This window comes from Micromonospora sp. KC606 (genome assembly GCF_004348675.1).
Taxonomy (GTDB): Bacteria; Actinomycetota; Actinomycetes; order Mycobacteriales; family Micromonosporaceae; genus Micromonospora.
In genome coordinates this window covers 1-22,179 of record NZ_SMKN01000012.1, presented here as the reverse complement: position 1 = coordinate 22,179, position 22,179 = coordinate 1, and the positions used below count along the sequence as shown (strand labels likewise).

Sequence of the window (22,179 nt, the reverse complement as noted above, 5' to 3'; positions counted from 1 at the left end):
CGGAATCTCGGTGGAGCAATCGAGTCCCGATCGGTGAAGATCGGGTGTGTCCGTTCCCGCCCGTCAGATCCGTGCCCGCTACTCGGCGGACACCATCACCGTGTACCAGGCGTATCCCCCGCAGATTGCGTTGCCGGCGGTGGCAGCCGGCCGATTCGTGGCCCCCTTCAAGCGGGACCGGATGACGTGGATCAAGCCGTCTTTCCTGTGGATGATGTACCGCTGCGGCTGGGCTATGAAGCCGGGGCAGGAGCGCGTGCTGTCCGTCGACATCACGCGGGAGGGATTTGAGTGGGCGCTGGCGCGAGCCTGCCTGAGTCACTACGAGCGAGACCTGCACGGCGACAAGACGACCTGGGCACGGCAACTGAAGACCAGCCCCGTACGAGTGCAGTGGGATCCTGAACGGTCGCTGCAGTTGAAGGCGTTGCCGTACCGGTCGCTGCAGGTTGGGTTGTCCGGCGAGGCTGTCGACCGGTACGTCGACGATTGGATGGTTGCCGTCACGGATATCACCCCCATGGTGCACCGGGTCCGCGAGCTTCTGCACAGCGGCGACGAACAGGCGGCCGAAGCTCAACTGCCTGTCGAGGATGTCTACCCGCTGCCGGATCAGATCGCCGCCGGCCTCAATGCCCGCCCGGACGTCACCCATCGGCAAAGTGCCCGAGCAACCGCACGGACGTGACGGCCGCTCTGCAGGCCGACGCGGCCCCGGTTGTGGCATGAGCGGATGCCCGGGAGCCGCGTCGTTGGAATGCTCGTGAAGAGCCGGGACTGTCTATTCTGATGCTGGTGAACGTCCGACAGCGCAAGAAGCTCACCGCCCGTCTGATGGAGTCGCTGCTGCGTGACGATCTCCCGACCGTGCTTGCGCTGTTGCGTGCGGGGGCAGACCCGAATGCGGCAGACCGTGACGGCACCACGCCCCTCTATCTGGCAGCGGTGCAGAACGGGCGTGCGGCGGTGCGGATCCTCTTGGATGCCGGCGCGGACCCGAATGTCGAAAGCGGGCGCGGCGAGGAAGGGACACCCTTGACGGGAGCCGCAGCGTGGGGGCACGACGGCGCCGTCGCGAACTCCTCGAACAGGGCGCAGATCCGAACCTCCGCGAAGACCGCGGCAGCGGACTGTCGCCCCTCGAATGGGCCGTCCGAGGCGGCTACTCCGAGACGGAAGCGCTGCTCAAAGCCGCAGGTGCGACGCCACCACAGGCACGATGTGAGTAACGAGGACGGTGCGAGCCCACGCGACCGCAGCGCCCTGGCGCCAGATGCTCTGGCTACTGGGTTGTAGCCCGCTACCCGCGCACCATCCGCGGCATGAGAGTGCGCGGTAATCCAGCGCTCGGTAGCGACGCGGCAAACCGAAACGGGCTCGACGGCAGATTGCGCCGATGGGAGCATCACCGCGTGGTACCGCTGCGGATCATCAGAGGCGATGCAACCAGTCCTCAGGCAAAGGGACCAAAGATCATCGCCCATGTATGCAACGACCTCGGTGGATGGGGCAAGGGCTTCGTTTTGGCGGTCTCCCGCCGGTGGCCGGAACCCGAACGTGCCTACCGGCAGTGGCACCGTGAGCGCTCCGGCAACGACTTCGGCCTTGGCGCTACCCAGTTGGTTCAGGTCCGTCCCGACACCTGGGTGGCCAACATGGTCGCCCAGCGCGGCATCCGCACTGGCAGCAGCGGGCTGCCGATCCGATTCGACGCCGTCGAGCGGTGCCTGAGGGTCCTCGCCGAGCACGCCGTGCGGCTGTCCGCTACCGTCCATATGCCGCGCATTGGTTGTGGCCTGGCTGGCGGCCGGTGGGAGCGTATCGAACCGCTCGTCACCGCGACCTTGTGTGGCCGCGACATCGATACCACCGTCTACGACCACGATTGACCGATCGAAACAATGCTCGGTAACACACTCATCGCGGCTACCTCGACGATCCGCGGTGATCTGACCGGTCCGAACGCGTCGCCGGGCGGCCGCCACAGTCGGACGGCGGCAGGCACGCACCCTGCTGTGGACTTGCCGCCACGTCACCATGAAGGAGTGGCCCGTGCGCTCGACGCTGACCCTCGCGGCGATCACGCTCGACTGCGCCGACCCCCTGGAGTTGGCCGCGTTCTACCAGCGGGCCACCGGACTCGCACTGCACCCCAAGTCCGACGATGAGTTCGCCGGGCTCACCCGGGATGACGGGCTGTTCATCGGCTTTCAGCGGGTCAACGACCACCAGCCGCCACGCTGGCCTGACCAGAGCGTGCCCCAGCAACTACACCTCGACTTCGCAGTCGAAGACATCGGCGCAGCGGAGGCCGTTCTGCTGGAGCTGGGTGCGGCCAAGCCTGAGCACCAGCCGGGTGGAGACCGGTTCCGGGTGCTCACCGACCCGGCCGGGCACCCCTTCTGCATAGTCCCAAGCCGGCACTGACAGCGTCCGAGCGCTTCGCGGCAGATCCGCGTACTACTCCGACAACGACTTGCCGAGAATGATCTCCAGTGGTTCGCCCGGGACCAGCAGGCATCCGCGATCGACGTAGCCAAGACGGCGGTAGAGATGCTGGGCCGTTTCGCTCGCCAGCGTTGACGTCATCACGGAACGGTGGCCTGCCGCTCGCTGCTGGTGCTCCCAGTGCTGGATCATCTGAGTACCAAGGCCTTTGCCACGATGTGGCTCCATGACGAACAACAGATTCATGAAAGGAATCTCGTCCCAGAAGAGGCCCCATCTGAGCCATCCGACGACGGAGTCGTCCATCACGCACACCGTTACTCGGCCCGACTTGATGATTCTCCGGAGTTCGTGGCTCTCCACGTGACTGTCGGCCCCGACAAGGATCGGTACGTCACGGCTGTCCGCTGCGCGCAAGATGATCGACATGTAACGACCCTGGCACAGGACCACAACGATCTGCATCCGCTTATCGGCATGTCCGCATGTTCAGCGCTGGCAGACCAAGCACGCATCGTGACGGGCGGATCGCGGCAGATCCGCGCACCCCGACCTTGGCCAACCGGTGCCGCATGACGCGCGATTAGGGTCTGCGCATGCGGGATGACATCGTTCTGCGGCTCGACCGCGCAACCGCCGAAGACCTGTACGTCGCGCTGTACGAGGGCGGAGAGCACATCGCGGCTGGCGCAGCCATCCCTCCGCCAACCGCCGAGGAGGCCGAGCGGCTGGCCACTCTCCTGCGAGACCTGGGCCACGCCCTTGGCCGTCGTTGCTCTCCGTACTGCGACCATCTTTAGTTGGTAGGGGGTCACGTGCGCTCAGCGGCAAATCCGGTCGTCCGGCGGGCGGCTTACCTGTCCTGCTGCTCTTCTTGCCCGGAAGACTGGAAGTGCTGAGCGGCCTGGCGCATGAGGCCGCGATGGTGGTGGAGGACGTCGATCGAGGTGGACAGGATGACGGACGAAGCGTGGCACCGCTCCAGGGATCCGCTCGTGGTCTGCTCGCGTGGTTCCCTGGTGGAGTTGGCTGCGGTGCTACCGGCGTCCGGCAGATTCGTGGTCGCCCGCCTTGACGGCACGAGGATGACCGATGCTGACCGGGTCTTCTACGACTTCTCGGATGCCTTGCTCTTTCCCAGCTACTTCGGCTGGAACTGGAATGCCCTGTCCGACTGCCTCAGAGATCTGCACTGGCTGCCAGCGGACGGCTACCTGGTGACCGTCGACAACGCGCCCCGGCTGCTGCCGGACAGCACCCAGGACCAGCACACACTCTTCCGCATCCTCGCCCAGGTAGTTCACCACTGGGCCGACCCGCTCGGCCAACCGGAGGGTAGGGCCATCCCGTTCAAGGTCCTGCTGCTCTGTGACCACGAAGAGGAGGCAGTACATCTACGGCAGGACATCACCCGAGCACTCCACAACGTGCGCTGAAACCCAAACCGCTCGCGACCGCTGCCCTCCACTCATCGGCGTAGCCCCAAGCCATTCGGTGGCAACCGTCCGAGAAGCTGCGTGCTGCTTGCGGCAGATGAGTGCGGCCATGAGGGCTCCGACCGTCGATGCGGACAGACGTGGCCGGAGTGCGCTGCTAGCGTTGGCGCCTTCAACGGGGGAGACAAAATGACATCGACGGTGTTCCGTATCGGAGGAGACCTGGAGGTACGCCGGCTCGGGTTCGGTGCCATGCACCTGCCGACCGAGGCCGGTGCTGCCCGCGAGTCCGCTCTGGCGGTGGTCCGGCGGGCCGTCGATCTTGGTGTCACGCTGATCGATACCGCCTACCTGTATGGCGGGGGAGCCAACGAGGAGCTTCTCGCTGAGGCCTTGTACCCCTATCCGGACGGGCTGCTCGTCACGACCAAGGTCGGCGTCGCACGGTCGGGTCCTCAGGCAGCGTGGAAACTGGACGGGCGGCCATCTGTGCTGCGCGCGCAGGTTGAGCAGGCGCTGCGCCGACTGCGCGTCGAGCGGATCGAGCTGCTCCAGCTGCATCGGATCGATCCGGAGACGCCGCTGGCTGACCAGGTCGGCACGCTGCGGGACCTGAGGGATGAAGGCAAGATTGCCCGGATCGGATTGTCAGAGGTCACCGTCGCCGAACTCGAGCAAGCGCGTCAGACCGTTGATGTGGCGAGCGTGCAGAACCGGTACAACGTGCTCGACCGCGAGCACGAGCCCGTTCTCACGGCCTGCGAGCGGGCAGGGATCGCGTTTCTGCCGTGGCGACCTGTTGCCGCAGGCACATCGGGGGCAAAGGCGGGAATCGCCGCCGTGGCGTCTGACGTCGGTGCCACTGCCACCCAGATTGCGCTCGCCTGGCTCCTTGGCCGCTCACCGGTCATACTTCCGATCCCCGGCACCGCCCGGGTAGACCATCTGGAGGAAAACCTCGCTGCAGAAGGACTCCACCTGACCCCAACCCAACGCGCCAGCCTGGACCGGCTGCACGAGTTGGCATAGGGCATGGCCCGCGCGCAAGGCGACGCACTGTTCTCGGCAGATGTGCGCACTGGATCACCATCTGTGGCCGCGGGCCTCTCTGCCCAAGTCGTTCTGGCAGGGTGTCGGCTGCCAGTCGAGCCGAGGCACTGCCAATGATCTGAGGCATCGAGCCAGGCCAGCACCGAGCCCCACCACGACATGCGGGAGCCCGGTGCGGAGGGCGACGGTTTGCCTCAACTCCACTGGGAGAAGCCGAGCGACCGGTCTGCCAGTCAGGATGAGGCACCGCAGGTCAGAGCGCGTGCCTCAGCTCGACGGCAGACGACACCGGGCATCCGAGCCAGGGGTCGGCTAATTTCGGCTGCCTCCGGCTCTAATCAGGAACAGGTGCAGTCGACCCCATCCAGGACGGGGGGCAGCCACAACAGTGGAACGGATACTCCTACGCCAACAACACGCCCATGACTTTGAGTGACCCAAGTGGACTCATTCCCGCCGACTGCGCGGAGATTCCGGGAGGGTGCCCCGACTACGAACCCGGCAACGAAAAGGGCAATAGGGAAAAAAGAAGAAGCGGAAGAAAAATGGCCAGAAGGACTGCTGGCCCGTCAAGTGCGGCGGTGGCGGCGGCAAGGGAGGTAAAGGGGGCAAGCCAAAGCCGCCTCCTGAAACTTGTGCAGCTGGGACTATGGAGTATTGTCATGCCGAAGGATCCCGCCGCGAAGGCCCCTACGATATTCTTCGCACGTGGCTCGAGGTGGTGAAAAAGAGCCCAGATTCCGCGAAACTTATCTGCGACAGGTCGGCCGGATTCCTAGCGGTGGCTTGTACTCATGCTCACTACGAGTACTTCCGTTGGGGGGATCGAATGACGCAAGAAATGTGGATGAGCAACGAGTTTTCAAACATATACCTTGAAATCGATCGGCGAACGGCTTCAGGGGAGATGGGTGGCCGGCAAGACTTCCACCTCTCCGATCTGCCAGGACTTGGAAACTACAAGCATTACGGACTGGACATGCTTTCTCATGCAACAAAAAACAGATCTGGGAACAGCGCATGGACCGCGATCACGTTCATTTGACGTCGAGTGGAAAGTTGTCGGATACGAGAAAGACAACCCAGTGGTCGAGTATCACGTCAGAAATGCGACAACTCTATACTCTGGCACCAGGATTCCCGGGATCACCCCGAAACGGGGTGACGGAAACGCAGGAAGTGGTGCAGACGCATACCCATTCGAGAACCACATGATGCAAAGCTACCGCTTCAGGATCACGACTTGCGTCAATTCGGGTTGCCCGCGATGAACCAACCCCGACGGCTACTCATCGCGGCACTTGTCTCGACTTCTTTGCTGGCGGTTCTTGCCATCGCTGGGGTCTTCTTCGTCAAAAGAATCCTGACCGACGACCGTCCAAACCTCTCAGCCGCTGCCGTGATTGGAGTTTGGAAAGGGGGCGACGGGTGCACGCTGATCCTCAGTGAGGACCGTACATTCCAGATGAGCAACATCCCCGTGTCGTTTCTGGGCCCGGCCACCTCACCCAACACCTCCATTATTGCAGTAGGATCCGGAGAGTGGTCGCTCCGGGCTGCGGCAAACGACCCGACCGATAGGAAAACGCAAGTCTCGCTACTGTTTAGGGAACTGGATGGTTACCCGACACCCTACTCAAGCAACCTTCGATCATCATTCGCGGAAGATGGCATAGCGCTATTCTGGTTCGTTGGCGATCCTGACCTTGGGCGCCGATTCGACCTCGAAAAGATATAGCGGCGATTACTGCCACAACACTCAGATTTGTGGGGGTCGCCAACGGAAAATGGCACCCACCGTAATCGGACGGGGCCCGTCCGCGCGCTGCGCGGACGGGCCCCGCGTTGCGTGTAGCGAACGGAGGAGCCTGCTCCCCAGGGCCTCCTGCCGGCTGACTACATAGCCGACGAACCAATTATTGCGTAGTTGCGCTGTGGTGGATCCGGTCGAGCACTTGACGGAGGTCGTCGGATAGCGGGTTGGCGGCGGCGATGGTGTGGGCGCCGGCTTGGATCTTGATGGTGCGGTAATGGCGGGCGGTGTGGACGAACTTGCGCACCGACCAGCCTGCGGTCTGCTCGATCCAGCGGCTGACGGCCAAGGCGGCGAACACGATCGTCAGCCGGGCGTCGACCGACGCGCGCTTGTGGTGGTAGATCGGCCGCGATGCAGGTCATGTTTGGACATTCGAAACGACTTTTCAGTATCGATTAGCCGGTGGTAGGCATCGATGACGATCGGCGGTGACGGGGTGCCGTCAGGGCAGGTGGCCAAGTTTTCACGTAGCTTTTCAACCCGGCTCGGGAGGGGAGCGGGCCGAGCAGTTCGCGGACGAGGCTGGGGGTTTCGAGTGAGGACAAAATGCTCTGCGGCCGATACCACCCGGTCACCCGGGCGGAACCCCGGCCGGTGGAGTCTCTACGGGAGTTCGCACAGCGCCAACTGTGCTGATCTTGATGGATTGGGCTGGTAGGGGGTCTTGTTGCGGATGAAGGCCCAAAGGACGTTGAGGCGTTGTCTGGACAGGGCGGTGAAGCTGGACATGCTGAACACCCGGCGCAGGCCGCGGTGGTAGCGGTGCGGGCGGACCTGGTGGCCTTGGCGGCGGCCGGAGTCTCGGGAGATCGGCGCGAGCCCCGCGTGCGCGGCGAGCGCCGCGGGGCTGGAGTAGGTGGTGAGGGTGCCGGCGTGGGCGAGGAACTCGGCGGCGAGGGTGATGCCGATGCCGGGCAGGTTGGTGACGATCTCTCCCAGCTCGTGCTCGGCCACGACGCTGGCGATGGTTTCCTCGATGGCGGTGATGCGGTCGTTGACCGCTTCCAAGTCAATGGCCATCTGGCCCACGATCACGGCTGCGGTGGCCTCCCCCGCGACGGCGACGGTCTGCGTCCGCGCGGCGGTGGGGACTTTGGCGGTGAGGGCCTTGGCGGCCCAGACACGATGCTGGCGTAGGTAGGCCAGGATGCGGGCGTCGCCCGGCTCGGCGCAGTCCAGCGGGGGTCTGCCACTGTGCGAGGAGCCGGAGCGCACCTCTGCTGCGCAGGCTCAGCGCCTTCTCCAGGGCGGGGCTGATCATGGTCAGTAGGTCCTGGATGCGGGCGGTGATGCGGACGCGGTCGGCGACCAGGTCGAGGCGGCGGGAGAGGAGCAGCTTCAGTTGCTGCTGTACGCCGTCGGCCGCGGTGAGGGTCGGCAGGCCGCCGCGCATGCGCAGGGTCTGGGCGATGACGTAGGCGTCGTGGGCGTCGGTCTTGCGTTCGCCGTGGAACGCCTCCGCCATCCGCGAGGTGACCGTGCCGCTGACGTAGCGCACGTCCGCGCCCCGGTCGAACAGGACCGCCAAGAGCAGCGACGCCGGTCCGCCGCGTAGATCGACTGCCCAGCGGATCGGCTTGCGGCGTTTGCCGAGCCGCCCGGCAATGCCGGAGAAGGCGTGCTGGTCGTTGGGGATCTTCTCGGACAAGACCACGGTGCCGCCGTCGTCGACGACGCACACGTGGTGGTAGGTCTTGCCGACATCGACGCCGGCCCACAGGAAACCCACCGGGCATCACCTTTCCGGTCGTGCTGGTCAAGGGGCGTGGACCCGCCGCGGTTCAGTAGCCACAAGTTCGGAAAGGGCGATCGGTCGCAAGTCTCGATCCAGTGCTGATACAGCGGTCATCAGCGAGGGCCGGGGCGTCCTACTCCTAGCTGGCCATGACATCGGCAGCACACACCCAGACAGTCACCCGACCCTCCGGGTCCAACCTTGGAACGACATAATTCGATTTCTGGTTGCGGGTCCGGACGGACACCTGGAGCCTGCTGCGGTTGGCGTCGGCTGTCCGGGGCGTCACGCCGGCACGCCGGTCGGCCACCACGATCCTGTCCGCACTTTGGCGACGGTCACCCGGGCGGCGAGCCATGCGTCAGGTGTCGAGGCCTGCGAGGTTGAGGCGTTCGAGCAGGCTGGGCTTGCGGACGTGCGCCGCCCGTAGGTCGGCCAGCCGCTGTTGGAACAGCCCGCTGTCTCCGTCGCGTTCGCCGAGGTCGCGCAGGTCGACGAGGAGTTGAACGGCGGTGTCGTACTCGCGCGGCTTCTTTGTGGCAATCAAGGTGTCCACCCGCTGCCACGCGGCGGGTTGGTCGACCGCGAGGGTGTCGAGGTGCCGTTGCCGGGCGGCTGCTGCGGACCGTTCCCGGCGAGCCCGGTCGCGTTGGCGCTGCTCGGCGTCCCGTCGTTCCCGTTCGGCGCGCAGGTCCGCGGCGGTGGCGAGCAGATCCCCGGCGGTGCGGGCGGCCGCTGGGGTGGGGGTGTCGGTGCGGTGTGCGTCGCGGTACCTGCGCAGCAGTTGGCTGCGCAGGTGGCTGTCGCCGCCGGTGATCAGGTCGGTCAGGATGGCGTCCTTGTCCCGGGCGGGCAGCCCGACGACCCAGCTGCGTAGTTGCGCGGCGGTCGGTTCACCGACGGTGGCCGGCGACGACCCGGCCGCCGCAGCCGCGATCAGGTCGGGGTCGATGCGCAGGAACTCGGCGACCGCCGTGAGGGGCGCGTCGAGGGTGCCCAGTCCGGCTGGGACGGGCGGTTCGGGCTCGTCGTCGGCGATCTCCTCGGACTGTACGCAGCGGAGCCAGGCCAGGTAGAGCAGGCGCAGGTCGCCGGCGGCGAGGCGGGCCCGGACTGGGATGATCGAGGCGAGCAGACCGTGGCCGTCGAGGTCCCACTCGTCGGTGCCGTCCTCGTCCTCGTCGTGGAGGTCGATGATGACGTGCTTGCCGGCGGTCCAGGCGGATGCGCTGTCGCCCTGGCAGTAGGGGGCGACCGTGGCGGGGTCGAGCACGTGTTTCGGTAGCCGCAGCATGACCTGGCGGGTGCCCCAGTTCGCCAGGTAGAGGTGCGCGTCGAAGAACCGTCCCATCAGCTTGCGCGGGTCGCCCTTGAAGTCGCCCCACTCGTAGGTGTTGACGAAGCTGGTGGCGGTGATGTCGGCCCGAGTGGACAGCGACCGCAGCTCGGCCTGCTCCCGGCTGGTGAGGGGCCGGTCGACGGCGGTGAATTCGTAGTACTGGTACTCGCTCACCGCTGACCTACCTCCCGGCCCAGTGCCGGTAGGCGTCGATCCACGCGGTGCCGTCCGGCGCGGGGGTGGGTAGCGGCAGGTCGAGCAGGTCGATCTCCTGCCGGTGGCGGCCTCGGGCGCAGACCGCGACGATGCTGTCGGCGGTCAGGTCGGTCTTCCGTACGGTGACTTCGACGCCGAGGACGGTGGTGGTGAACGGCACTGCCAGATGCTCCTCGAGCATGGTGAACAGGCCGGTGAGCTGTTCGTCGTCGCCGTACGCGTCGACGGTGGCTTCCTCGATCATCGCCTCCAGCGCGGCGTTTCCCTTCGATGCCATCGGCGGAGAATATCGGACCGGTGTCGGGGGTGCTCGAGCCCGATGCGCGAGGATGGTCGGCATGGGTTCGGTGGCCGAGTTCGTCGATCTTCGCCGGGAGGTGGAGCGGTTACGGGCGGAGAACGCCCGCCTGGCGCGTCTGCTGGAGCTGCGCGGCCAGGACACGACTGCGGCGCCGGAGCAGTTGTCCGCGCCGGTTGAGCCGCCAGGTCTGGTCACCATGGCTTCGCCGACCCGGGACAAGCTGGCGTTGTTCGCCGACCGGTTCTGGGCCCGGGCCGACGTGTACGCCATGCGGTGGGAGAACGCCCGTACCGGCGCTGCCGGGTGGATGCCCGCGGTCGCCGGTGGTTGGCGTCAGGGTATGGACCGGCGCGATGCCACCTACCTGCCCCGCACGGCAGAGGTCGTCGCGGCGCATCTCGTCGGCGACGTGTTCATGGGCCTGTATCCGCTGATTCCCGGCAACACCTGCCACTTCCTCGTGGCCGACTTCGACGGGCCCACGACGATGCTCGACGCCCTCGCGTACGTGAAGGCGGCACGAGCCAGCGCGGTGCCGGCCGCGCTGGAGATCTCCCAGTCAGGCCGCGGCGCCCACGTGTGGGTCTTCTTCACCGGCGCTGTTTTCGCGGCCACCGCGCGCGCCGTCGGCACCGTTCCGCTCCACGAGGCGATGGTGCTGCGTGGCTCCATGGACCTGCGTTCGTACGACCGGCTGTTCCCCAACCAGGATGTCCTGCCCGACGGCGGCTTCGGCACGTCACCTGGCAACTCGGACCCGTCCGGCACACCCTGACCGACGAGGAACAATGCACCCTCAGCCGCGATGCACGCCGACGCCGGACCGCGACGAACGCTGATCCTCCACGAGACCACATTCCAGCCCGGCGATGTCGACCTGGACGCGCCGGGCGCGCTCGCCGAGGTGCACCGGCGACTGGCCCTCGACGAGCCCCGCAACACCCAGATCGCCGATGATGTCGCCGTAGCCCTGACACGCGGTCGCAACTGTCTCGTCCTGACCCGCCGGGTCGCCCAGGTCGAGGCTCTCACCGCTCTGCTCGCCGCACGCGGATATCAGGCGCTCGTGCTCCAAGGCGCGATGAGCACCAGCGAACGGCGGACCGTCGTTGACCGACTCGACGGTGCCAAGGCCGGCGACGGCCTCCTCGTCATCGACACCACACCATTCATCGGCGAAGGTTTCGACGTTCCCGCCCTCGACACCCTCTTCCTCGCCGGCCCGATCTCCTACGACGGCCTACTCGTCCAATGCGCCGGCCGCGTCATCCGCGCCGCCCCCGGCAAGGACGTCGCCGAGGTCCACGACTACCACGACCCGGCCACACCCATCCTCGCCGCCTCACTCCAACGCCGCATGCCCGGATACAGGGCACTCGGCTTCACCCGGACCTGAACGCACCGCACGGGGGCCGTTTGTCGTGACCCCGGGAAGAGTCAGCGCGTGGGAGACTGGCGCCTCGGACACGATGTGCGAGAACCCGGAGCAAGATCGTGCGCAGCGTGTCGGCGAAGCCTTCGGCCATGGCGAGTTGGTCGCCTAGCGTGGTGCCGGCGTGCCGGATTGCGGCCGGGGTTTGCCAGCACGCGAGGATCCCGTCCTCGGCACCCCCGCAAATCGAACACCGATGAGCCGCAATTCGAACACGGCTTGAGCCGCAAATCAAACACATCCGCCCACGCAGATCGAAACCGTGTCAGTTATCATGACGCCGTGCCCACACCGCACCTGATCCCCCGCCGCGCCGCCGCGCAGGTCAACGACGCCCTGGCCGACACCCGCGTCGTGCTGATCAGCGGAGCACGTCAAGCAGGCAAGAGCACACTGGTTCGCATCGTCGCCGGTGATCGTCTCGCCGAGCGCCGTGATCTCGACCGGGCGCAGGACCGGGCCGCGGCGCTCGCCGACCCGGTCGGCTTCGTGGACTCGCCCGAACTCCTGGTCATCGACGAGATTCAACGCGCTCCAGAACTGTTGCTGGCCATCAAGGCAGCCGTCGACGAGGATCCCCGTCCCGGTCGGTACCTGCTCACCGGCTCTTCTCGCCTGTTCGGCATGGTGGCCGCCCCGGACGCCCTGCCCGGCCGGATGGAAACCGTCGAGCTCTGGCCCTTCTCCCAAGGCGAACTCGAGGGAACACCGGACGGATTCGTCGACGCCGTCTTCGCGCTCGGTCCGGACCTGCGACACGAGTCGAAGGTGACCCGCGCCGACTACGCGGCTCGAATCGTGTGCGGCGGCCTACCCGAGGCCACGACCCGCACCGACCCACGCCGCCGCCAACGGTTCCTCGACGCCTACGTCCAGGCGCTCATCGAGCGCGATGTGCGGCAGCTGTCCGACATCCAGCACAAGGGCGAGCTACGCAAGCTGGTACGCCTCCTCGCGGCCAGGTCCGCGACCATCATCGCCGCCAACTCCCTCGAATCCGCCCTCGGACTGAGCCGGCCAACGATCGCCCGCTACCTCCAAGCCCTGGAAGAGATCTTCCTGATCAAGCGAATCCCCGGCTGGTCCCGCAACCTCGGCACCCGCGCCACCGCCGCGCCCAAAATGATCTTCGTCGACTCTGGCATCGCCGCCAACGAGACCGCGACCGACGCCCGGGCGCTGCTCCGGCCGGGCGCACCGTTCGGGCCACTACTCGAATCATTCGTCCTGTCCGAGCTGTCCCGCCAGCTCACCTGGTCCGAGCAGTCCGTCGACCTGTCCCACTACCGCGACCAGAGCAGGTACGAAGTCGACGCGGTGCTCGAGAACAGATCCGGGCACGTCGTCGGGATCGAAGTCAAAGCAGCCACCACCGTCGGACCCGATGACTTCCGCGGGCTCCGCCGACTCGCCGACCGCCTCGGCGACGACTTCATCGCCGGCATCGTCCTCTACACCGGCACCTCGACGCTGCCGTTCGGCGACAAACTCCGCGCCCTACCAGTCAGTGCCTTATGGCAGATTCCCGCCCCGCCAGCAGACTGACCTCGCTCCCTCCGCAGGTCGCTCCCAGTTGGTGAGGGCCCACCAATGACCGAACAGACTGGTCTGCTGATCTTCAGCAAGCGAGCACAGCAATCCGTTACTGCGACCGGCGGACAAAAGGGGAAGCGAGAAATCCGCAGGCAAACGCCTGCATCGGCAGATAGAGCGTCGCCTTAGGAACCGATGCTCTATCCCCTGAGCTACGAGGGCGCGAGTGCCTAGTCTAGCGACCTGGGGGTTCACCTGGGGCGGCAGGGAGTGGCCCACGTTCACCCACGTCACCCGCGGCCCTGTTCTCCCAGCCCAGGACCACACCCGGAGCACACGAACCCCGTTTGTGACCGCCGTCGGCCACGGTGACCCGCGCTGGCACCGGTTGACCCACGGTGGCACCGGCTGGAGAGCACACACCGCGCACATCAGGTCAAGATCAAGCGCACGCTCGTAGGCATGAACTCAACTCGGCAACACCGCGTGCGGGGGCGTGGTCGCGCTTGCACCAGGTACCACGACGCGCGGATCGCGGGATGTGCGGATGTCGCTGGTCAGTTGACGGTCACGATGACTTTTCCGAGTGCGTGTCCCTCTCCGACGTGGGCCAACGCCTCGGGCACCTGATCGAGGGTGAATGACCGGTCGATGTGGACGGCGAGGTTGCCCGTGGCGCAGAGGTCGGCCACCGGTGCGAAGTGCGTCGGCCCTTCCTTGACGGCGAGCACGCCCAGGCGGCGGTGGGTGAGCCGGCCGGCCGCGGCACCGATCGTCAGTACGCGCAGCAGCGCCGAGACCGATCCGCCGACGCACCGGTAACGGCCGCCGGGGGTCAGTGCCCGGCGGTAGGCGAACACCGACCGGTACGCGACCAGGTCGAGGATGAGATCGTACGGGCCGCTGCGGGTGAAGTCCTGGCTGCGGTAGTCGATCACCGTGTCCGCGCCGACCGATCGCATGAAGTCGAGCTTGCCGGCGTTGTCGACGCCGGTCACCTCGGCACCGAGCTGCTTGGCGAGCTGGATGGCGAATGAGCCCGATCCTCCGCCGGCACCGTTGATCAGGACCCGTTTCCCCGCTGCGGCGCCTTTGGTCCCCTGCCACGCGATGACACCCGCCTGCGGGATCGCTGAGGCCTCGGCGAAGGTGAGGGCGGCGGGCTTGTGGGTCAGCACCGACTCGGGAGCGATCGCGTACTCGGCGAAGCCGCCCTTGAGCATGAGGTTGTCGCCATACACCTCGTCACCGGGCCGGAACCGGGTGACGGCAGGGCCGACCGCGTCGACCCAGCCGGCGATGTCCGAGCCGAGTGTCCGGCGTGCCGGTGAGCGTAGCCCACCGATACGTGAATACAGCGGTGAGCCTTGCAGGGTCTCCCAATCGCTCAGGTTGACCGAGGTCGCCGCAATCTTGACGAGCACCTGCCGGGCAGCAGGAGACGGCTTGGGAACGTTGTCGATCCGCAACACATCCGGGGGCCCGTACCGGTCGTACACGATCGCTCTCATCCACGCACTCCTAGCCCATCAAGGCAGCCCGGCCGCAGTACGTCCAAGGCCTGCAGGCAACGGCTTCTTGGTAGCACACAGAGACGAGAGACCGACCGCCCTCAAGGCTGAGCCGACACTGCCGTCGCTGCGGCGACGTCCCCAACTCGACACGTCCAGACACCAACAACCCGCCAACATCACCCTCGGTTACGAACGCTTCGCGGCAGTTGCGGACGTTGACCGTTGCTTGATCGGGTGGGCGGGCCGGCTGTCAGCAGACCGTTCGGCGCTACCGGCCTGCCGCTGGCTGCCGTTCGTGCGTGACAGCGGCCAATACGATGGAGGGGTGACCGAGTCGGACCTGCGCCCTGCCAAGAAGCCGTGGTTGCCGCCCCGTTGGTTCATTCGGCTGTTCTGGTCGGCTCATCGGGGCGTGTTGCGGCGTTCCGGCGGCCGGGTCGGACTGTCGCGTCCGCGCGGCAACCGGTACGGAATGCTGCGCCTGACCACCGTCGGGCGTCGCACCGGCCAGCAGCGCAGCGTGATCCTCGGGTACTTCGAGGACGGCGCGAATCTGGTCTCGCTGGCCATGAACGGGTGGGGGGAGCCCGAGCCGGCCTGGTGGCTCAATCTGCAGGCGCACCCGGACGCGACCGTTGACCTGGTCGACGGGCCGCGGCCGGTGCGTGGTCATGCTGCGACAGGCGACGAACGGTCGCGGCTGTGGGCCCGCTGGCGTGAGATCGACAAGAACCTGGATGGCTACGCTGCGCGGCGGACGTCCGAAACTGCGGTGGTGGTCCTGGTGCCCCGGCCCGGCACGTCTGAGGCGTCGCGGGGCACCTGATCGACTGGCTTTGCTGGATGGGCTGATCAATCACGTGTTCATGGACTGCGACTGTCGAGCCGAGGTCGACCGTAACGCCAGGTAACGAGCTGGTTGCGGCATGAGCGGGCATCGTCAACAGTTCGAGCACCCGACCGCTTGGCCCGCGCCCCGCCCCGCGCAGCCCGCGCAAGGTCACGCTCGATCCAGGATTGAGTGGCCATTCTGGCGACTGGATGCCACTCGATCCTGGATCGAGCGCAATCTTGTGCCCAGCCCGTCGACGCAGCTGTCCACCGGCGTCGGCGCAGCACCAGACACCGGCCCGGAGCGCCAATCCGGGACCGCGTGCACGAGCACTGCACAGCATGGAGGCTGAATTGATCCTGCCGATCGACGTGTCCCTCGGATCACTCGCGCGACCACGGCCACTCCACCGGGACACGCACGTTTACCCAGGTCACGGCCTACATTTCCAAGACGGTTCGCTTGGCGCCCATCCCCCAGCTCACCGGGCCGGAGGTGACCCTCACTGAGACCACGCCGGAGGTGCTGGCCGAGGCCGACCTAGTCTTCCTCGCCCTGCCGCACGGGGAGTCCGCCGGCGCGCCGGCGTATGGGCCGCCGTAGTAGCGGGCCCAGGCAACGTAATACCTCATACCCCCGGCATAGAACGACCGTAATCGACGTTCACGCCGACACGCCACGTGACCAACCAGACCCGAACCGACCACAGACCCCAGCAATTCAACCGCTGCATGATCATTAGTCGACAATCCGTGTAATTCGGAGTCCACAGCACGGGTTTTCAACTAATGATCATGGGGCGGGATCCGCGCTCGGGGTGCGGCGGGTCGACCTCCGCTGCGGGCAGCGGGGCTGCCCGCAGCCCGGTGAACCCGGCGGTGGCCGATCGGACCGAAACTTGATCAGTCGACGCACATCGCTTCGTGGGTGGTCTCGTAGACCCATGTGCCGCCCGGAGAGGCATAGACCAAGCGGGTGCGATAGATCCCAGGGGTGCAGGCGGTGCCGACCGCGAGGATTGCCTCTCGGGCCTTCTGTATGGACTGGTCAATCGCGCCGTTGACGCTTTTGTCCACTCCAAAGCCAATGGCGCTGCGGGGAGTGTCGTAGTCGTTGGCGTGCGCAGCCACGGGCGTGACTACCAGGCCGAACGCCGCCACCGCCGAGACGAGCCCGAGCCGGCGGAGCCAAGATTCTCTCAGCATGCTTCTCCTTACGAGACGAGCCCTTAGGACGATTAATTTACGTCTTTGGATCTGTCATTGCAAGGGGAAGTGTCGACACCATGCTCGTCGAGTAGTCGACGGGCACCTTCCCTGATCAGGTCAAACAGCCGATTTCTCCGCATGACGACAACACTAGTTGTCGCTGTTTCTGCCGCGCCGGAGTGCTGAAGGGCAGCTGAGCTGGGGAGACACCAGCTTCTTGACTTTCGGAAAGATCGTAAACCGCAATTTCATGTGACGAAGTGCGCCCAAAAATTGTGGAGCCGTCTGGTTATTGCCTTTTGTCGCCCCGCAACGCCCAGGGGTGGGTTCGCCCGGAGGGATCGCACCTCCGGGCTCCACGGAACGGAGCGTGACAGTCTCCCGTCACTCCGCTCTTACCACCCTGGCCGTCATCAGGGGATTACGGGACCAGGCCCAGTGTCGAAGTAGCGTGGGTGTTGCGTGATAAGGCGTTCCGACACGATTCGGGCCTTGCGGCGTGGCCGTAGCCGTCGGTACTTCTTGTCCGGGTGCAGGCGCAGCCCGACCTTTGACCGTCCTGTCCTCGATCGCCTGGCGCACGGAGCGTGCCTGGTGTTCGCTGGTGCAGTGCACCACGGCATCGTCGGCGTATCGCTCGAACGGCACGGACGGAAATGTCCGGGCCATCCACATGTCGAACGCGTAGTGCAGGGAACAGGTTCGCCAGCATGGGTCAGACCGCGGACCCTTGCGGGGTTCCCCGGTCTCGGGGTTGCAGGCTGCCGTCGGGCTGCTGGGTCGGAGCGGCAAGTCACCGCTTTGATCATGAGTCGTAGTCGACGCTGTCGAAGAACGCCTGGACATCCAGACCGACGACCCAGTCGTAGCGCCAGCACCGTTGCCGGCACGCCGCCACCGCGTCCAACGCCGACCGTCGCGGCCGGTAACCGTAGGAGTTCGGGTGGACGTTTACTTCGACCTTCTCCTCGATCCTGCGGGCCGGAACTCGCGGTAGTCGGTCACCACCGGCCGGGCCTCGTACGGAAATGGCGGCGGTGGCAAACGGTCGGCATAGGAGCGCACAGGTGACGGATGCTCTCGCGTTGCCCGATCACCAGGGGATAGCGCGGACCGCCCTCGCCGGTCAGGCCGGACAGCGGCATCCGCGGCACACTCGCCGACCGACTCGACGATGTCCTGCGGCCACTGATCTGTTTACGGTCTGCGGGCACCTCGTCGCAGAGCAGGACGATCTGGCCGCCCGCCACCAGATCGCGTACGGTGCACAGCTCTGCTCCGGCGAACTCGGTCGCCTCGACGCCCGTCGAGCCCAGCATTATGGGCCGATCCTAGAATGGACGCCGTGGCCGGGAACGGACAGAATGTGGCGCTGGTGACGCAGACGCTGATGGCCAACGCCAGCGGTGTCCTGTCCCGGCCGGAGGCGCTGGCCCTCCCCAGGTTCCTCGATCTCTGCTCGCTCTGCGAAGCCGTGGTTCTCCTCGACCGCATGGAGGCATTGGGCGCCTCGGGTGAGTACGTCAGTGGCCTCAGCAGCTTGCTAGCTCGCGAGGGACTGTACCGAACGTTTGCTCCGGCGCTGTCGCGCGACGAAGTCCGCCGGGTCGCGCTGCGACTGCCGGACGAGCTCGCGAAACGGGTCACCGACGGCAGCGGCAACGACCCGTCCGCGGCCGGTGAGACCGGCGCGGTGGCCGGCCTGGACTACACGACCGGGCTGAACGATCTCCTCGCCCAGGTCGACGGCCTCGGCGGATACGCCAGCGCAGGTGACGCTTCGGTCAAGGACCGGATGTACCGGGGCAACAGCTACCTGGTCGTGGCCGCCGCGCACGGCCTCGACTACTTCCCCGACTTCGACCGCGTGCCGTTCGTCGCCGGCACCCTCCAGAAGACTTACCGGTCGCTGCCGCGCCAGCTGTACGACAAAATCGCCGAATCGCTCGAGGAACCGCTCACCGGAGGCGACGTCGTCGCCGAGTGGACGGCCATGTCGACGATCCCGATCCCGCCGGTCGCCGCGCTCGTACTGTCCCGCGCGTCCAGTCTCGAGAACATTCCCGAGCAGTTGCTCCGGGTCCGCGATGAGTTCAGCGGATACCGCCGCTACTTCGGTGACTTCAAGGCCGAGTTGCAGGCCGCCGACACGATCCGCGAGCGCCGCAAACTGCTGGCCCGCTACCGAACCCTGCTGGAGGAGGCGAGCGGCCCACGACGCGAGGCGGTCTCCGTGACCGAGATGCTCAACCTGACGGAAAAGGCGGTCAAGGTGGCCGCCGCCCCGACCTTGCCAACAAGTTACAGCGCACTGTTGGTGACGCAACCGGTCGACTGGATTCGCCGCTGGTGGTGCCGCCGCCCGCTGGCCATCCTGTTCCGCCTGGACACCAAGATGCCCAAGCTTCCGGAGTACCAGCAGTTGGCCGCCCGCCTGTGGGGCCCCGGGCCCGCCGCCCGCCTGCACGACCAAGCCGCTGCCCACGGCGCCAATATGCAGAAGCTCCTGTCCGAGGCCGAGGTCACCTTCCATTGAGCGCGCGACCGCCACGCCCAGGCTGCCGCGAGTGCTGCCACGTCGGGGTATCGGTCGGCGGGTGTCGTGGCGGTGGCGCGTACGGCTACCTGCTGTTGGTGGTGGGAGCCGCGCCAGCCGGGTGGGGAGTCGAGGAGATTGGCCGCCTGGACCGGCTGGCCTCGGCGCTGCGCTTCACCGCCGAGGCCGCCGAGCAGGCCTGGCCGCACCGGCTGGGCGGCACCGAGACGTTCCTGGCCCGGTTCTACCGCGGCGACACGACCAGCCTGGGCTACGAGATGGTGGACGGGCACTGGCCAGCAGGCCCGGGCGAGGTGGTCGTCTCCGAGAGGTTCCTGCGCCAGCGCGGTTTCACCGTGGGCGAAACGTTAACCGTGGACGCGGACGGCCGACAGCAGACTGTCCGCATCGTCGGAAAGGTCCTGATGAATTCCGCCAACATGGTGCTGTCCAACTGGGAGACGCTGGCGCTGGTGGCGCCAGGTACCCGGGCCACCAGCTACGAGGTGGGACTTGGGCGCGGTACCGACACGTCAGCTTTCTTGACCGCGGTCAAGGCAGGCGACCCGGGGCTGGACGCCGTCCCCGCGAACGACGCCGACTCGTTCATCGCCGTCATGTTCGGCATCGTCACCGTGCTTACGCTGATGCTGGGCACGGTCGCGGCGCTCGGCGTCTTCAACACGGTCGTCCTCAACACCCGGGAACGGCGCCGGGACCTGGGCATGCTCAAGTCGATCGGGATGACGCCCCGCCAGGTGGTGCTGATGATGGTGCTTTCGATGGCGGCGCTCGGCGCTGCCGGCAGCCTGCTCGGCATCCCCCTCGGGGTCGTCATGCACCGTCTCGCCCTGCCGGCCATAGCGCACGCGGCCCAGCTCGTCATCCCGGACCGGATGCTGCACATCTACCACCCGCCGGTGCTGGCCCTGCTGGCCCTGGCCGGCATCGGCATCGCGGCGTTCGGCGCGTTCCTCCCGGCCCGGTCGGTGGCACGCCTCACCATCGCCGAGGCGCTGCACAACGAGTAACGATCAGGCCGGGAGCAGGCCCGGTGGGCAGGGCGGCCAGCACGGGCCGGTCGCCCGTCGGGCCGGCTCGTACTCCGTGAAGCCGCGCCCCGCCAGCAGGAACCGCGATTCTGGGGTGATGGATAACTACGGTTCCCTGCCACTTTATCGACGTGGCTCGACGGAATGGACAGCTTCGCGGTCGACCGGACACGAATCACCCCGAGGTAGGCCGCGATGACACCGGGACAAGATCGCTGGTCGTCCGCCGCCGAGCACAACAATCGCCCATGCGACCGGAAGGCGGGAGAAAAACAGAGAGCCACAGGCAGTCGGCCTGCGGAGATCAATAGAGCACCGTCTCAGGAGACCGCTGGTCAAAGATCAGAGCCGGCTGCTCCCAATGCAGGTCGAGTCACCCGGGGGTGTCAGCATCTTGCCGGACGACCGGCTTCGACAGGCCCTATGGCCGCCGGATCGCTACGCCAGACGCGGTCTGTGGCCGGACACCGTGGCGCGATCGGTGCGTCGTCCCGCTTCCCGGTCTTGGCTCTAGATTGAGCTCGTTTTGCTGCTGATCCCACAACAGGTCGTCAGCTGGATCCTCATCGGGGCCGTGGCAGTTGGCTCAGCGCGGACGGTCCCCACCCGGTCGGGTCGTCGCCAGGTGGCACCATCGCCAGGGCCTGCCAGAGCAGCAGGATGTCCAACCAGCCCACCTCGGCTGGAGTCAGCGGACGTACGGCCTGGTAGCCGGCAAGGAACTCCGTGCGGACCTCGGCCGACACCGGCCCCCAACTGTGGTAGCGGGTGCCGAGCACAATCGCCGCGCGGGCCAGCTCGACGAGCCGGTGTTCGTGCCGAGCTTCCTCGAAGTCGATGACCGCGCTGAGCTCGCCGCCCACACACAAGATGTTGGCGGACCGAAAGTCGAAATGAACGAGCTGTCGCGGCAGTCGGTCGGCAGGCGCGCCGGCGACCAACTCGCGCAGCGCGTCGCGAGCCGCCAACGGCAGATGCCCGGCGCACGCGTCAAGCCAGCCGGTGATCCGCTCCGTTAACGACTGGGACGCAACAGCAAGCGCGGGAATGCGATGGGCGTCCGGGTATGCCGCCAGCGCATTTTGCAACCCGGCCAACACCGCTCCGGCCGCCCGCACCTGACCGGGATCAGCGGTGTCAAGAAGATCGCCCTCGATCACCCGCTGCAGGCCCATCGAGACACCGTCGACCTCGACCTGAAGACGGCCATCGCGCGCGGGCACCGGCGCGGAAACCGGCCACCCTAGGCCGTCCAGCCATCTCGTGAGCCGCGACACCTCCGCCAGGCGCGAGAAACGCTCGGGCGCCACCGACCACTTCGCGAGCAGCCGACCGGACGGCGTTCCGATCCACGCCAGCGCGTTACCGCCGCTCATCACAATCCGCTGACAGGAGTCGATGCGAACGCCCCAATGCTCATCCAGCGTGTCCGCGACCCAACGGCCGGCCGCCTGCCCGTCGCCGAAACCGAACCGTCCGTCGAGCACATGGTGCGGGTCGTGCGCCTCCCACAGCATCTCCAACACCGGCGCATGCGATTCAATCACGCGGCATATCCCATCACAGGACCGGAAAAGCGCGCTCGCTCCAAACTGTCCAATCAGCGTTCATGACGGCAATTCCTGCTGGAGAAGTTACGGTCCCGGGGCCGACCCCTGCGCTGGATCAACCCCTCAGCGATGCGTGTGGGCTAGAAGGGAACCGACCGGCCGGAGGGGCCGCCGCACGGGT

At 66.6% G+C, this 22,179-nt stretch carries 24 protein-coding genes and 1 pseudogene; 15 read left to right on the top strand and 10 right to left on the bottom strand.

Features of this window, described 5'->3' with window-relative positions; genetic code table 11:
* Positions 1-46: 46 nt before the first annotated feature.
* The 3 genes from E1193_RS04955 (at position 47) to E1193_RS04940 (ending at position 2,427) form a co-directional block, all read left to right on the top strand.
* A complete protein-coding gene (locus E1193_RS04955) occupies positions 47-688 on the top strand; it encodes a DUF4291 domain-containing protein (RefSeq protein ID WP_132180673.1) in 642 nt (213 codons plus the stop codon).
* A gap of 634 nt (positions 689-1,322) precedes the next feature.
* Positions 1,323-1,889, top strand: a complete 567-nt coding sequence (locus E1193_RS04945; protein WP_243707292.1) for a macro domain-containing protein — start codon at positions 1,323-1,325, stop codon at positions 1,887-1,889.
* 163 nt (positions 1,890-2,052) lie between these two features.
* Complete coding sequence (locus E1193_RS04940) at positions 2,053-2,427, top strand: VOC family protein (protein WP_132180671.1); 375 nt, start codon at positions 2,053-2,055, stop codon at positions 2,425-2,427.
* A 33-nt stretch (positions 2,428-2,460) separates the two neighbouring features.
* Here E1193_RS04940 and E1193_RS04935 read toward each other — a convergent pair whose 3' ends face one another.
* Complete coding sequence (locus tag E1193_RS04935; RefSeq protein ID WP_243707291.1) at positions 2,461-2,877, bottom strand: GNAT family N-acetyltransferase; 417 nt, start codon at positions 2,875-2,877, stop codon at positions 2,461-2,463.
* 167 nt (positions 2,878-3,044) lie between these two features.
* On the opposite strand from E1193_RS04935, the gene E1193_RS04930 reads away from it, so the two are divergent.
* The 5 genes from E1193_RS04930 (at position 3,045) to E1193_RS04910 (ending at position 6,672) form a co-directional block, all read left to right on the top strand.
* Entirely contained in the window at positions 3,045-3,248 is a 204-nt protein-coding gene (locus E1193_RS04930; RefSeq protein ID WP_132180667.1) for a hypothetical protein, read from the top strand.
* Positions 3,249-3,404: 156 nt separating this feature from the next.
* Positions 3,405-3,884 carry a barstar family protein gene (locus E1193_RS04925; RefSeq protein WP_132180665.1) on the top strand — a complete coding sequence of 160 codons (480 nt, stop codon included), beginning with the start codon at positions 3,405-3,407 and terminating at the stop codon, positions 3,882-3,884.
* A gap of 189 nt (positions 3,885-4,073) precedes the next feature.
* Complete coding sequence (locus E1193_RS04920; RefSeq protein WP_132180663.1) at positions 4,074-4,913, top strand: aldo/keto reductase; 840 nt, start codon at positions 4,074-4,076, stop codon at positions 4,911-4,913.
* A gap of 868 nt (positions 4,914-5,781) precedes the next feature.
* On the top strand, positions 5,782-5,979 hold the full coding sequence (locus E1193_RS04915; protein WP_132180661.1) for a hypothetical protein: 198 nt from the start codon (positions 5,782-5,784) through the stop codon (positions 5,977-5,979).
* A gap of 222 nt (positions 5,980-6,201) precedes the next feature.
* On the top strand, positions 6,202-6,672 hold the full coding sequence (locus E1193_RS04910) for a hypothetical protein (RefSeq protein ID WP_132180659.1): 471 nt from the start codon (positions 6,202-6,204) through the stop codon (positions 6,670-6,672).
* 178 nt (positions 6,673-6,850) lie between these two features.
* Here the strand turns inward: E1193_RS04910 and E1193_RS32885 are convergent.
* The 5 genes and pseudogenes from E1193_RS32885 to E1193_RS04890 all read right to left on the bottom strand — a co-directional run.
* Positions 6,851-7,170, bottom strand: a pseudogene (locus E1193_RS32885) (IS1634 family transposase); the annotation flags it as partial.
* Between the two features lie 183 nt (positions 7,171-7,353).
* Positions 7,354-7,770: a transposase gene (locus tag E1193_RS32880; protein ID WP_243707290.1), complete on the bottom strand. Its 417-nt coding sequence runs from the start codon at positions 7,768-7,770 to the stop codon at positions 7,354-7,356.
* Positions 7,760-8,479, bottom strand: a complete 720-nt coding sequence (locus E1193_RS32875) for an IS110 family transposase (RefSeq protein WP_243707289.1) — start codon at positions 8,477-8,479, stop codon at positions 7,760-7,762. Before E1193_RS32875 ends, E1193_RS32880 begins: the two co-directional genes overlap by 11 nt.
* Before the next feature lie 367 nt (positions 8,480-8,846).
* Positions 8,847-9,998 carry a hypothetical protein gene (locus tag E1193_RS04895; protein WP_132180655.1) on the bottom strand — a complete coding sequence of 384 codons (1,152 nt, stop codon included), beginning with the start codon at positions 9,996-9,998 and terminating at the stop codon, positions 8,847-8,849.
* A gap of 7 nt (positions 9,999-10,005) precedes the next feature.
* Positions 10,006-10,317: a hypothetical protein gene (locus E1193_RS04890; protein WP_132180653.1), complete on the bottom strand. Its 312-nt coding sequence runs from the start codon at positions 10,315-10,317 to the stop codon at positions 10,006-10,008.
* A 61-nt stretch (positions 10,318-10,378) separates the two neighbouring features.
* Here E1193_RS04890 and E1193_RS32870 point away from each other — a divergent pair, with 61 nt between their 5' ends.
* From E1193_RS32870 to E1193_RS04880, 3 genes are all read left to right on the top strand, one after another.
* Positions 10,379-11,116: a hypothetical protein gene (locus E1193_RS32870; RefSeq protein WP_243707288.1), complete on the top strand. Its 738-nt coding sequence runs from the start codon at positions 10,379-10,381 to the stop codon at positions 11,114-11,116.
* 30 nt (positions 11,117-11,146) lie between these two features.
* Entirely contained in the window at positions 11,147-11,737 is a 591-nt protein-coding gene (locus E1193_RS32865; protein WP_243707287.1) for a helicase-related protein, read from the top strand.
* A gap of 318 nt (positions 11,738-12,055) precedes the next feature.
* Positions 12,056-13,318 carry an ATP-binding protein gene (locus E1193_RS04880; RefSeq protein ID WP_132180651.1) on the top strand — a complete coding sequence of 421 codons (1,263 nt, stop codon included), beginning with the start codon at positions 12,056-12,058 and terminating at the stop codon, positions 13,316-13,318.
* A gap of 545 nt (positions 13,319-13,863) precedes the next feature.
* Here the strand turns inward: E1193_RS04880 and E1193_RS04875 are convergent.
* Positions 13,864-14,817 (bottom strand): NAD(P)-dependent alcohol dehydrogenase, encoded by a 954-nt coding sequence (locus E1193_RS04875; protein WP_132180649.1) that lies wholly within the window; start codon positions 14,815-14,817, stop codon positions 13,864-13,866.
* Positions 14,818-15,145: 328 nt separating this feature from the next.
* Between E1193_RS04875 and E1193_RS04870 the strand changes: the two genes are divergently transcribed.
* Together E1193_RS04870 and E1193_RS31725 are read left to right on the top strand one after the other, a co-directional pair.
* Positions 15,146-15,646 (top strand): nitroreductase/quinone reductase family protein, encoded by a 501-nt coding sequence (locus E1193_RS04870; RefSeq protein ID WP_243707286.1) that lies wholly within the window; start codon positions 15,146-15,148, stop codon positions 15,644-15,646.
* 468 nt (positions 15,647-16,114) lie between these two features.
* On the top strand, positions 16,115-16,255 hold the full coding sequence (locus E1193_RS31725; RefSeq protein ID WP_165945635.1) for a hypothetical protein: 141 nt from the start codon (positions 16,115-16,117) through the stop codon (positions 16,253-16,255).
* Positions 16,256-16,554: 299 nt separating this feature from the next.
* Here E1193_RS31725 and E1193_RS04865 read toward each other — a convergent pair whose 3' ends face one another.
* The gene (locus tag E1193_RS04865; protein WP_132180647.1) at positions 16,555-16,857 is read right to left on the bottom strand and encodes a hypothetical protein; all 303 of its coding nucleotides are present in this window, start codon (positions 16,855-16,857) and stop codon (positions 16,555-16,557) included.
* A gap of 1,004 nt (positions 16,858-17,861) precedes the next feature.
* Positions 17,862-18,179: a hypothetical protein gene (locus E1193_RS04855; protein ID WP_132180645.1), complete on the bottom strand. Its 318-nt coding sequence runs from the start codon at positions 18,177-18,179 to the stop codon at positions 17,862-17,864.
* Positions 18,180-18,196: 17 nt separating this feature from the next.
* Between E1193_RS04855 and E1193_RS04850 the strand changes: the two genes are divergently transcribed.
* Positions 18,197-19,396, top strand: a complete 1,200-nt coding sequence (locus E1193_RS04850; RefSeq protein ID WP_132180643.1) for a hypothetical protein — start codon at positions 18,197-18,199, stop codon at positions 19,394-19,396.
* Positions 19,397-19,497: 101 nt separating this feature from the next.
* Complete coding sequence (locus E1193_RS04840; RefSeq protein WP_207922570.1) at positions 19,498-20,427, top strand: ABC transporter permease; 930 nt, start codon at positions 19,498-19,500, stop codon at positions 20,425-20,427.
* A 584-nt stretch (positions 20,428-21,011) separates the two neighbouring features.
* On the opposite strand, the gene E1193_RS04835 is transcribed toward E1193_RS04840, so the two are convergent.
* Positions 21,012-21,995, bottom strand: a complete 984-nt coding sequence (locus E1193_RS04835) for a phosphotransferase (protein WP_132180641.1) — start codon at positions 21,993-21,995, stop codon at positions 21,012-21,014.
* Positions 21,996-22,179: the final 184 nt, after the last annotated feature.